The organism is Providencia sp. PROV033 (genome assembly GCF_028484855.1).
GTDB classification, from domain to species: domain Bacteria; phylum Pseudomonadota; class Gammaproteobacteria; order Enterobacterales; family Enterobacteriaceae; genus Providencia; species Providencia alcalifaciens.
The window spans coordinates 66,110-78,601 of the sequence record NZ_JAMPSW010000001.1; the positions used below are offsets into that span (position 1 = coordinate 66,110).

Annotated in this window: 6 protein-coding genes and 2 tRNA genes; 5 read left to right on the forward strand and 3 right to left on the reverse strand. The window is 41.1% G+C overall.

What is annotated here, in order from left to right; all coding sequences use genetic code 11:
* From ptrA to PSF16_RS00295, 4 genes are read left to right on the forward strand one after another with little or no spacing between them, the layout of a single operon-like run.
* Positions 1-2,895, forward strand: a complete 2,895-nt coding sequence (gene ptrA / locus PSF16_RS00280; RefSeq protein ID WP_272688599.1) for a pitrilysin — start codon at positions 1-3, stop codon at positions 2,893-2,895.
* Entirely contained in the window at positions 2,892-6,503 is a 3,612-nt protein-coding gene (gene recB, locus PSF16_RS00285; protein WP_272688600.1) for an exodeoxyribonuclease V subunit beta, read from the forward strand. Before ptrA ends, recB begins: the two co-directional genes overlap by 4 nt.
* Complete coding sequence (recD, locus tag PSF16_RS00290) at positions 6,503-8,428, forward strand: exodeoxyribonuclease V subunit alpha (RefSeq protein WP_272688601.1); 1,926 nt, start codon at positions 6,503-6,505, stop codon at positions 8,426-8,428. Before recB ends, recD begins: the two co-directional genes overlap by 1 nt.
* 56 nt (positions 8,429-8,484) lie before the next feature.
* A complete protein-coding gene (locus PSF16_RS00295; RefSeq protein ID WP_006659231.1) occupies positions 8,485-9,060 on the forward strand; it encodes a hypothetical protein in 576 nt (191 codons plus the stop codon).
* Positions 9,061-9,172: 112 nt separating this feature from the next.
* Here PSF16_RS00295 and argA read toward each other — a convergent pair whose 3' ends face one another.
* Positions 9,173-10,513 carry an amino-acid N-acetyltransferase gene (gene argA, locus PSF16_RS00300; protein WP_006662976.1) on the reverse strand — a complete coding sequence of 447 codons (1,341 nt, stop codon included), beginning with the start codon at positions 10,511-10,513 and terminating at the stop codon, positions 9,173-9,175.
* A gap of 393 nt (positions 10,514-10,906) precedes the next feature.
* On the opposite strand from argA, the gene amiC reads away from it, so the two are divergent.
* On the forward strand, positions 10,907-12,157 hold the full coding sequence (gene amiC / locus PSF16_RS00305; protein ID WP_006659233.1) for an N-acetylmuramoyl-L-alanine amidase AmiC: 1,251 nt from the start codon (positions 10,907-10,909) through the stop codon (positions 12,155-12,157).
* Positions 12,158-12,312: 155 nt separating this feature from the next.
* Here amiC and PSF16_RS00310 read toward each other — a convergent pair.
* Positions 12,313-12,389 (reverse strand) — tRNA-Met (locus PSF16_RS00310).
* A 26-nt stretch (positions 12,390-12,415) separates the two neighbouring features.
* Positions 12,416-12,492: transfer RNA gene (locus PSF16_RS00315), tRNA-Met, on the reverse strand.

Sequence of the window (12,492 nt, forward strand, 5' to 3'; positions counted from 1 at the left end):
ATGTTACGATTATCGAAACATATCGCTCATCTGTTCTTGTTATCACTACTGTTTGTCGGTAGTGCCATTGCTGCGCAACCACTTTGGCAAGTATTGCCAGAGACTATCAATAAAAGCGTGAGTGATCCCCGAGAATATAAAGCTATTAAATTGAATAACGACATGACGGTTTTACTGGTTTCGGATCCTAAAGCCACAAAATCGTTAGCTGCGGTCTCATTACCTGTTGGAAGTATTGAGAATCCAGATAGTCAGTTAGGACTTGCTCACTATTTAGAACATATGGTGTTAATGGGCTCTAAAAAATACCCAGAGCCAAGCAGCTTCTCTGAATTTTTACAAAAGCATGGCGGGAGTCATAACGCGAGTACAGCTCCTCACCGTACAGCCTACTATTTTGAAGTCGAAAATGGTGCATTAGAAGCGGCGACTGATAGGCTCGCGGATGCCCTTGCAGAACCATTACTAGACCCTATCAATGCGGATAAAGAACGTAATGCAGTTAATGCAGAACTGACAATGGCTCGTGCCCGTGATGGAATGCGCATTTGGCAGATTCGTTCAGAAACCTTAAATCCCGCGCACCCAAATTCTCGCTTTGCTGGGGGGAATCTAGAAACGCTAAAGGATAAAAAAAATAGTAAGCTTCAAGATGAGTTAGTGAGTTTCTACAAGCGTTATTATTCTGCGAACCTGATGAACGGGGTGCTATATGGCGATCAATCTATTGAGCAATTGGCGAAAATCGCCAATGAAACATTTGGTCGTATCCCTAATTTTAATGCCTCAGTACCTGAAGTCACGATCCCAGCAGTTACGGATAAAGAAAAAGGTATTGTGATTCATTACGTTCCGTCTCAGCCGCAAAAAGCACTGCAAATTGAATTTAGTATCAAAAATAATATGGCTGACTTTCGTAGCAAAAGTGATGAATATATTAGCTACTTAATCGGGAACCGTAGCCCTGGTACGTTATCAGACTGGCTGATCTCCCAAGGATTAGCGGAAGGTATTAGTGCATCAGCATCACCAAATTCTGATCGTAACTATGGCTCCTTTTCTATTTATGTCACGTTAACTGACAAAGGATTAGCCGAGCGTGATCAAATCATTGCCGCCATTTTTGCTTATATTGATTTGATTAAAAACCAAGGTGTTAACCAAGGTTATTTTGATGAAATAGCCAAAGTGCTTAATTTATCATTCCGTTATGGTTCAATTGTAAGAGACATGAACTATATCGAATGGCTATCTGACCAAATGATCACAATGCCAGTTAATCATGTATTGGACTCTGATTACGTGGCGGATAAATATAACCCTGCTGCAATAAAACAGCGACTTTCTGAGTTAACTGCGCAAAATGCCCGTATTTGGTTTATTAGTCCGAATGAGCCAAGTAATAAAAAAGCTTATTTTGTCGATGCACCCTATCAGGTTGATAAAATTAGCAAAAAGCAATTTACGCAGTGGGCTGATTTAGAGTCAAAAATGACGTTTAAATTGCCTAAACTTAACCCATATATTCCAGACAACTTGTCACTGATTAAAACAGACAAAGCTTACAAGCATCCTGAAATGGTTTATCAGAAAGGAAATACCCGTGTTCTGTATATGCCGAGCCAATATTTTGCTGATGAACCTAAGGCGAGTATTACGTTAGATCTCCGGTACAACGAGCAAGATAAAACGGCTAAATCTCAAGTGGCTGGCTCACTTCTGCAATATATTTCATCGTTAAAAATGGATGAATTACAGTATCAGGCTTCTGTAGCTGGAATGTCTGTTTCAGTTTCTCAAGGGGTTGGTTTACAGCTCAATGCTAGTGGTTATACCCAGCATTTATCTGAGCTGTTTTTGTCCATGACCAAGCAATATTTAAGTTTTGAGCCAACAGAAAGAGAGTTAGCCCAAGCAAAATCTTGGTACAAAGAACAAATCGAAGTAGCAAACAATGCGAAAGCGTATGAACTTGCTATGCAACCACTGCAGCGTCTCAATAGTGTTCCTTATTTTGAACAAGAACAACGGTTAGCCGCTTTAGAGACTATCACGCTTAAGGATATTACGGACTACCGTGATTCAGTCGTTGAGGGGGCTGCCTTACAGGCGTTAGTGGTAGGAAATCTAACTCAGCAACAAAGTATTCAAACTATTTTGGACGCGAGTAAGCTATTGAAGAGCAAAGGTAAAAATTGGTGGCGTGGTGATATCGTTGTTGTAGATAAAACGTATTTGGCAAATTTCCATAAACAAGGTAATAGCAGTGATAATGCGTTAGCTGAGCTATTTATTCCTACTGGCTATGATCGTATCGATGGCGCTGTTTTATCGGGTATTTTATCGAAAATTGTTCAACCCTGGTTCTACGATCAACTGCGAACCAATGAGCAATTAGGTTATGCGGTATTTGCCTTTAAGGTTGGGCTGGGCGATCAATGGGGAATTGGTTTCTTACTACAAAGTAATGCCAAAACTCCAAATTATCTCAATACTCGCTATCAGGATTTCTATACGGCGGCTTTGGATAAGCTGAAAAAATTGCCTGCTAGTGAGTTTGAGCAATATAAGCAATCCATCATTACAGAAATGAAGCAGCCACCGCAAACATTCTATGAAGAAGTAGGACGTTATGGTTCTGATTTTTCTCGTAATATTTTCAGTTTTGATACTCGAGATAAACTGTTAACGAGATTAGCGGCAGCAACTCAAGCTGAAGTGATTAACTACTACGAAAACGCAGTATTAAAACGCCAAGGCTTGGCTATGGCATCTCAAGTTATTGGTCAGAATGTCGATACGAAATCGGGATATGCACAATTTAAAAACTGGGCGCTATATCTGAATGCATCTGACCTTCAGAAGAAGTTACCGATTAAGGAAAATGCTGAGTGAATAAAATGCAGATGAATTCCCAATTGTTAGATGCCTATAAATTGCCTTTAAATGGACAGAGGTTAATCGAGGCATCTGCGGGTACAGGTAAAACTTATACGATTGGGATTCTTTATCTGCGTTTATTACTGGGGTTAGGGAATGAGAATGCATTCCCTCGCCCTTTAAGTGTTGAAGAAATTTTGGTCGTTACCTTTACCGAAGCTGCGACAAATGAATTACGTGGACGTATTCGCGAACGTATTCATAAAATGCGTCTAGCATGTTTACGTAATGGCTTAGGCTTTGAATCAGAACCAGAATACCTTAGGTTACTGGCAGAATTACCAAGTAAAGAGCAGAGGGACTTTGCCGCTAATTGGTTGCTAGCCGCTGAGCGCCAAATGGATGAAGCGGCAATTTATACGATTCATGGTTTTTGCCAACGAATGCTGGCTCACAATGCGTTTGAGTCTGGCATTTTATTTGAGCAAACGATGATCCAAGATGAATTTCCGATTCAGAAACAAGCATGTGCGGATTTTTGGCGGCGTCATTTTTATCCTTTGGATTATTCGATGACGAAAGTCGTTCATTCTCAGTGGAGTGGACCTGAAGCGCTATTGAATGAAATTAAACCATTCTTACAAGGTGATATTCCCACCATTATTAATCAACCTAAAGAGCTCGAAACGCTAGAAGAGCGCCATCATAGGCTAATTAATCTAATTCAAAACGTAAAAGATGAATGGTGCCAAAACGTTGCTGATTTTGAAAAGTTGATTGCGGATTCTGATGTAGATAAACGCAGCTATAGCGGGCGTTATTTACCAACATGGTTGGAGAAAATATCCCATTGGGCGGCGCAAGAAACAGATGATTACCAGCTTCCTCAGGATATTTTAGAGCGTTTTGCTCAGTCCAGATTAGATGAAAAATCTAAAAGCGGTTCGGGACCTTCTCATGCAGTATTTCGGCTTATCGATGAATTACTTGCTCAAAATCTCACTATTAAAGACTTAATTATTCCTCAAGCGATTAGCGAAGTACGCCAAACTATTGCTCATGAAAAGCAAACGCGAGGAGAGCTAGGATTTGACGATTTACTAACCCGTTTAGATAGTGCTTTACATAAAGATGGGGGCGAGCTGCTTGCCGAAGCAATAGCTAAGCGTTTTCCTGTCGCTATGATCGATGAATTTCAAGACACCGACCCGCAGCAATATCGTATTTTTCAGCGAATCTATCAAGAAGCAGACGAGACAGCCTTGCTGTTTATCGGTGATCCGAAACAGGCGATTTATGCTTTCCGTGGGGCAGATATTTTTACGTATATTGCTGCAAAGACGCAAGTTAGTGCTCACTATACGTTAGAAACAAACTATCGCTCATCACAGCATATGGTTGAGGCGGTCAATCAGGTTTTTCATCATGCAGAAAACCCCTTTATTTTTGAACAAATTCCATTTCAAAGTGTTAATTTTGCACAAAGCAATAGCGACAAAAAACTGATCCATGATGGAAAGGAAGTTAAAGCCCTCACGTTTTGGTTGCAGCAAGCGGAAGCTGTCTCAGTTTCAGAATATGAACAAGCGGTTGCACTGCAGTGTGCAGCTCAAATTGGGGAATATCTTGCTGGTGGCCAGCAAGGCTTTACTTACTTTAAAAATAAACAGCAAAAAACACCGGTTGAAGCTTCTGATATCACAGTGTTAGTGCGTAGTCGCCGAGAAGCAGTATTAATCCGTGATGCGCTGAATCAACTTAATATTCCGTCTGTGTTCCAATCGAATAGGGAAAGTGTATTTGCAACCCAAGAAGCTAAAGAGATTCTTTGGTTATTATTGGCGGTATTAACACCGGAAAAAGAACGGGTACTACGCAGCGCGTTAGCCACGGGCTTATTAGGTTTAACTGCTGAAGATATTGATAACCTGAATTACGATGAAAAAGCGTGGGAAGCCTTGGTTGATGAGTTTGCACGATATGCAGTAATTTGGCGTAAACGTGGCGTTTTGCCTATGTTGAGGGGAATTATGTCCCAACGACATATCGCGGAAACTTTGCTGTCGGGTACTGAAGGTGAACGTCGTTTGATGGATCTCATGCATATTGGTGAATTATTGCAAGAGATGTCTCTCCAACTTGAAGGTGAGCACACACTAACTCGTTGGTTGGCACAACAGATTGCGCATCCTGATCATCAATCAGATGCCCAACAAATGCGTTTGGAAAGTGATCGTCATTTAGTGCAAATTAGCACCATTCACAAATCTAAAGGTTTGGAATATAAAATTGTCTGGTTGCCGTTTGCGAGTAATTTTTTACCTCAGTCAAAAGGCTTGTTCCATGATCGTAATGATTACATGACTAAACTCGATCTTGATGATGCCGAAAAATACGTTGAATTAGCGGACGAAGAGCGCTTAGCGGAAGATTTACGTTTGTTGTATGTCGCGCTCACTCGTGCAATTTACCATTGTAGTGTAGGGGTAGCACCGCTTATCAAAGGTAACCGCAAAAAGTCAGGTAATACAGATTTGCATTTATCCGCACTGGGTTATTTACTGCAAAAAGGTCAAGAAGGCGATGCTTCATTACTCAGTAACATGCTAGACGTTATCAGCAACGATGTCATTGATATAAAACCGATTGTTGCGTCGCAAAGGGCAAGGTTGAATTTAACGAAAGAGACTGACTGTGAGCTATATGCGAGAGAAATTTCTCGTCATTTTGATGACCATTGGCGTGTTACCAGTTATTCGGGGTTGAGCTATAGCAGTTCTCATGGAGAAGAAGAACAAACATTATCTGCTTTGCAATTTGCAAATTCATTAGCACCAAAAATGGATATCGAAGCTAGCCAAGATGTTAACGCTGAAGAGATACAAGAAAACCAACTGACGCCACACCAATTTCCTAAAGGCTCAGCTCCTGGAACTTTCTTGCATAGTTTGATGGAGGAAATTGATTTTTCAGGTGAAATTTCACCTCAGTGGTTAGAAGAAAAACTACAAGCTGCGGGGTTTGATATTCAATGGGCTCCGATGTTGCAAGTTTGGCTAAATGCGATTCTCAACGTTCCTTTGGCTGATGATGGGCTTTGCTTATCAGCGCTTCCCGCCCAAGATAGATTGGATGAAATGCAATTTTATCTGCCAATAGATAGCCTACTTAATGCAAAAGATGTCGATCGCGTGACTCACCAACATGATCCATTATCCAAACATTGCCCACCGCTTAACTTTGAGCAGGTGCAAGGGATTTTAAAAGGCTTTATTGACTTAACTTTTTGTTGGAAAGGGAAATTTTACTTATTAGATTATAAGTCTAATTATTTAGGTGAAGATGCGTCGTATTATACGCAAGAGGCGATGGCAGACGCGATGATAGACCATCGTTATGATCTGCAATACCAACTCTATTCACTCGCTTTACACCGCTTTTTACAGCAGAGGATGCCAAATTATAATTATGAAACCCATTTTGGCGGTGTTTACTATCTCTTTCTACGTGGGACTGAGCGCGTAGATTCTCAAAATGGCATCTTTTTTTATCGCCCAACAATTGAATTTATCCATGAATTTGATGCGCTCTTTCGTGAGGCTCAATCTAAGGAGCTTCAATAATGAAAGTGCTATTTAATCAAGCTATTGAAGCGCGTTTATTCACGCCTCTTGATGTACAATTTGCCTATAATATTGCAAATGAGGAAAACCCAATACTTTTGCTGGTGGGAGCACTTCTTAGCGCGGAAACCATGTCAGGGCATGTCTGTTTATCATTAGATGATATTCATCCTAACTCGTTATTTATGGGAAGGCACCCTGAGTTTGCAGCGCAGTTGTGGCAAATGATAGGGGAGCCGGATCCTAGCACGATAAGAGCCGCATTGCTGTCGAGTGAATCAGTATGTGAAGTTGGAAATAATGGCGTAGCTCCCTTGATATTGTCCGGTGATTTTCTTTATTTTCAACGTATGTGGCAATATGAGCAGTGTGTCGCACACTTTTTTTCACAGACAGGGTCAACAGATTGTGATGTAGTTAAAACCCAGTCAATTTTGTCGCAGTTATTCCCAGTCTCTGAAGATATTGATTGGCAAAAAATTGCTGCTGCAGTTGCTGTCACAAGCCGAGTTTCAGTCATCTCCGGTGGACCCGGAACAGGTAAAACCACGACAGTAGCTAAAATTTTAGCGTTATTGATTAAGTTAGGTCACCTGCCACATCGTTTACGCATCGAATTAGCCGCGCCAACAGGTAAAGCCGCCGCACGTTTAACGGAATCTTTAGGGCATGCTCTGAAGCAGTTGCCGCTGAATGATGAAGAGCGAACGTTGTTACCCACCCAAGCCAAAACATTACATCGCTTGCTAGGCGCTCAGCCAGAAAGCCAACAATTTCGTTATCATCGTGATAACCCGTTGGCACTGGACATACTGATTGTGGATGAAGCATCGATGGTAGACTTACCGATGATGAGCAAACTCATTGAAGCGTTGCCTAACTCGGCTAAGTTGATATTTCTTGGGGATAAGGATCAGCTCGCATCAGTCGAGGCGGGGGCTGTTCTTGGGGATATTTGTCGTTTTGCCGATAAAGGTTATAGCTATGAGCGAGCTGCCCAGCTTGAATTACTGACTGGATGCCCATTAAGTGATTTTACCTCCAATGAGGGGCCTGTTATTCGCGATAGTTTATGTTTACTGAGAAAAAGCTACCGTTTTTCTGCTGAGTCAGGGATAGGGCAATTAGCCTATGCCGTCAACGCAGGAAATGTAAAACGGGTTGATGAAATTCTTACCCAGAATTTCGCAGACATTCATAATTATATTTCTAACAATAATCCAAATAGCCCCTCTGAACATGAAACCCAATCTGAGCTCGAAAGTGGAGAAAGTTACGCTCAGATGTTATTAGATGCCGTTGGTTTCTATCAAAACTATCTGTTGGCGGTTAAAGTCGGTGAAAAACCTGCAGATATTCTTTATAAATTTAACCAATACCGTTTGCTTGCAGCATTAAGAGAAGGGGCTTATGGGGTTTCTGGTTTAAATGACAAGCTTGAAAAATTACTTCACCGCCAAGGCTTAATTACAAAACCGTATAATTTACAACATAAACACTATGTTGGAAGACCTATCATGATCAGCCGTAATGATAGTGCTTTGGGGCTCTTTAATGGAGATATTGGTATTATTCTATTTGACGAAGAGCGGCAACTAAGAGCCTATTTTCAGTTCCCTGACGGTACTATTCGTGGGATTCAACCGAATCGATTACCAGCCCATGAGACAGCTTATGTGATGACGGTACATAAATCACAAGGTTCAGAGTTTGCTCATACCGCCTTGGTTTTACCCTATGTATATTCGCCTGTGATTACTCGTGAACTTGTCTATACGGCAATGACTCGAGCCAAGAATGAACTTTCGCTGTATGGCAGTAAAAAAGTGTTGCGTCGCGCGATAGAAACGCCGACTAAACGCCGTAGCGGCTTAGCATTGCAGTTTGAGCAATTAAACAGTCACCATGGGATTGCTAAGAACTAGCTACAGATAATGAATTACAGAGAATTAAATTAATCCCCTGACTTTAAGGTACTTCTATGGAAAACCAGCAGCAAATGACCGCCGTAACAGTAACACTAAATGCCAAAATTGACCCCGCTCGCCGTGCAGATTTAGAAGACGCATTTGATCAAGCAATGGAAAAGCTAGGCAAGGAAGGGCAAATTCAAGTCAGCGGTGGTGGTACTCAATTAGGTGAAAATGGCGAAGTTGCTGAATGTGATATTGAATTGGCATTAACCGATGCGAGTGATGAGAATATTAGTCTGATTATTCAGATGTTCTCGGCAATGTTAGCGCCTAAAGGTTCTCGTTTAACTATTCATGGTGAAGATGTACAAATCGATTTTGGTACAGATGAAGGTTTAGCTATTTACTTTAATGGCACAGAGCTACCTGATGAAGTATATGAAAACAATGATATTAATGATTTATTTGACCAACTGGATGAAGCGGTAGAGGATATTGGTGGCATCCACGGTGTTTGGGATGGACCAACTGAAACCGCATTTTACTTTTATGGTAGTTCTTTTGCTGAAATGGAAGCAATTTTACGCCCATTATTAGATGCAAATCCACTGTGTGAAAAGTGCCGCGTCGTTCAAACCGCTTAACTTAACACTCAGTTGTATTCAAGAAAAACCCAGAATGTAGCTTGAACATCTGGGTTTATGATTGCGCATTAAATCGTGTGGCGAATTAATTTTTTCGCCTGCTTCTGGGGACTTAAGCCGCTTGGCTTTTAATATCGAGCATTAATATTTTTGATTTACGCTGATAGTTATAGAGCGCCTGTTTTTTCATGGGGAGCATTTCAATCTCAGCGGGGATAAAACCACGTTCTTGGAACCAATGAATACTTCGGGTGGTTAAGACGAAAAGTTTATCCAATTCCAATTGCTTCGCTTGTGCCATGACACGCTGTAATAGCTCTTCACCACGAGAGGAGCTGCGGTAATCTGGGTGTACGGCTACACACGCCATCTCACCAAGTTTTTCTTCAGGATAAGGGTAAAGCGCTGCGCAAGCGATCACCAAGTTATCCCGCTCAATTATGGTAAATTTATCAATCTCCATTTCGAGTTGTTCACGTGAACGCCTAACTAAAATTCCTTGCTGCTCAAGTGGTCTAATTAACTCTAAAATTCCCCCAATATCATTAATATTGGCTCGGCGAGTTTTTTCAGAGCTTTCCATAACGATCTGCGTACCGATACCATCACGGGAGAATAACTCTTGGATTAACGCGCCATTTTCTTGATAGCTGAGTAAGTGACTACGGCGAACACCTCGGCGGCATGCTGAAGCAGCACCCCGTAAAAAGCGAACGGTTCCAGAGTAATAATCACCTTCTGACTCCAATTCTTGGATTCGTTCTTCAGCTTCATTCGGGAATAGCTCAGATAAGATATTACCTTCTTTATCAGCAACCCCTTGAGATGAGCAAAAACCAATGAGTTTTTCGGCTTTAATTTTAACGGCAAGCTGGGTGGCAATTTCTTCAGAGGTAAGATTAAAGCTTTCACCAGTCACTGAAACGGCGACAGGACCAATCAAAACGATCGAACCGTTATCTAATTGCGCATTGATTGCATCTTCGTTAATGCGACGGATACGACCACTATGGCAATAGTCAATGCCATCATCTACGCCAAGAGGTTGTGCAATGACGAAATTACCACTCACAACGTTAATATGTGCCCCTTGTAACGGCGTATTGCCTAAACTCATTGATAAGCGGGCTGTAATATCTAGCTGTAGAGCACCAGAAGCCTGTTTAACGTATTCAAGAGTATTCGCATCTGTCACACGGGTATGCTTGTGATAAATAGCATCGTAATTATGCTCTGCAAGAATCCCTTCTATCTGAGGACGAGCACCATAAACGACGACTATACGGATGCCTAAACTATGCAATAAACCTATATCATTGACAATACTAGGAAAATTTTCATGCGCTATTGCTTCACCGCCAAGCATGATAATGAATGTCTTGCCTCGATGGGCGTTTATATAAGGTACCGAATGGCGAAACTCATCAACCAACTCGGTGCTGCGCTCTTTCATAACTACCCTCTTAACTGAATTTTTATTCGCAATAACTGTATTTTTATTCTTTTTGGCAAGAAATATCAAGTAAAAGTTGGGACAATAAAAGTAACAAATTTATTTTTAAGGTTTACATATCTCTAAATATAAATGGATATAATCACAACAATTCAATCTGCATATCAGATTATTGCCAATAAATGTTATTCGACATTTGAGCATCATTAACTATTTAAATTACGTAAATATGGCGTTTATATGGCATTGAATAGATGCGTGCTGGGATATAAATAGAATAGATTGGTAATGACAAAGGATGAAGAACTAGATAGAGTGCGAATTAATCGCTAATATATTATCTCTTATTTTAGATATTATTAAACTTTTCAGGAAATAGATTCGGAATTATTGATGAGTCATCAAGATCACAGCCCATCAAAACGTCGCCTATTGCAAGGTGCGGCGGCAGTTATGCTATTAAGTGTCAGCCCATTTGGATTTGCTGCCAGTAGTAGTGTTGTTGCTGTTCGTATTTGGCCAGCCTCGAGTTATACCCGTATTACTCTTGAATCCAGCATTCCTTTAAAGTATCGCCAGTTTGTTTTAAACAACCCTGAGCGTATTGTTGTTGATTTAGAAGGCGTCCAATTAAATAACGTTCTTAAGAATATGGGAAGTCAAATTCAGTCTCGAGACCCTTACTTAAAATTAGTTAGGGTGGGGCAGTTTGATCCTAAAACGGTACGTTTAGTGTTTGAAGTTAAGAATAAAGTCACACCTCGGTTCTTTACTTTACCGCCAGTCGCTGAGTTTAAACACCGTTTAGTCATGGACTTTTACCCAGGTAAAGGGGTTGAAACCAATGATGATCCGTTACTTGCGCTTCTTGAAGATTACAATAAAGGTGATTTAGAAGAGAGCATGCCTGCACAGGCGAAGAAACCGGGTAAAGCAGGTACGGATAGACCGATTGTTATTATGATTGACCCTGGTCATGGTGGGGAAGATCCCGGTGCGATTGGTAAATATAAAACGCGTGAAAAAGATGTGGTTTTACAAATTGCGCGTCGTTTGAAAACGCTAATAGATAAAGATCCTAAAATGCGAGCTTATATGACGCGTAATGAGGATGTCTTTATCCCATTGAAAGTGCGTGTTGCGAAAGCGAGAAAAATGCAGGCAGACTTATTCGTTTCTATTCATGCGGATGCATTTACGAATCGCTCAGCGAATGGCTCATCTGTTTTTGCATTATCCACGAAAGGAGCGACCAGTAATACGGCGCGTTATCTTGCTCAAACTCAGAACGAAGCTGACTTAATCGGTGGCGTGAGCAAAAGTGGTGATGTCTATCTTGACCATACAATGTTAGATCTGGTGCAAACAGCAACCATTAATGACAGTTTGAAGTTTGGTGATGAAGTCCTGAAACGGATGGGTAGAGTGAATCGGCTGCATAAAAACAAAGTAGACCAAGCTGGTTTTGCTGTATTGAAAGCCCCTGAAATTCCGTCTATTTTGGTAGAAACTGCGTTTATCAGTAACCTAGATGAAGAGCGTAAGCTTAAAACCGCGAAATTCCAACAGCAGATGGCAGAGTCTATTTTTGAAGGGATTAAAGCCTATTTTCGTAATGGTGGCGAGTTAGCTATTCGTAACTAATTATTTGATTTATATATGAAAGAAGGTGGCAGGCAGTAATGTGAGTCGCCTTTTTTATTGATAAAATAAATCGTAAATGAAGCTAGAATAATTAAAAATTAATTTGAGTGTTGAGTTTGGGAGGATAAAGAAGAAAGAAAAGGAAACATAAGAATTGGTTGCGGGGGCTGGATTTGAACCAACGACCTTCGGGTTATGAGCCCGACGAGCTACCATGCTGCTCCACCCCGCGACTGAAGAGGCTAATATATCAGGAATTGGTTGCGGGAGCTGGATTTGAACCAACGACCTTCGGGTTATGAGCCCGACGAGCTACCATGCTGCTCCATCCCGCG

Excerpts from the sequence above, each read along its gene's own strand:
- ptrA (WP_272688599.1), top strand. The coding sequence starts at position 1 with ATGTTACGATTATCGAAACATATCGCTCATCTGTTCTTGTTATCACTA.
- PSF16_RS00295 (WP_006659231.1), top strand. The coding sequence starts at position 8,485 with ATGGAAAACCAGCAGCAAATGACCGCCGTAACAGTAACACTAAATGCC.
- amiC (WP_006659233.1), top strand. The coding sequence starts at position 10,907 with ATGAGTCATCAAGATCACAGCCCATCAAAACGTCGCCTATTGCAAGGT.
- argA (WP_006662976.1), bottom strand. The coding sequence starts at position 10,513 with ATGAAAGAGCGCAGCACCGAGTTGGTTGATGAGTTTCGCCATTCGGTA.
- recD (WP_272688601.1), top strand. The coding sequence starts at position 6,503 with ATGAAAGTGCTATTTAATCAAGCTATTGAAGCGCGTTTATTCACGCCT.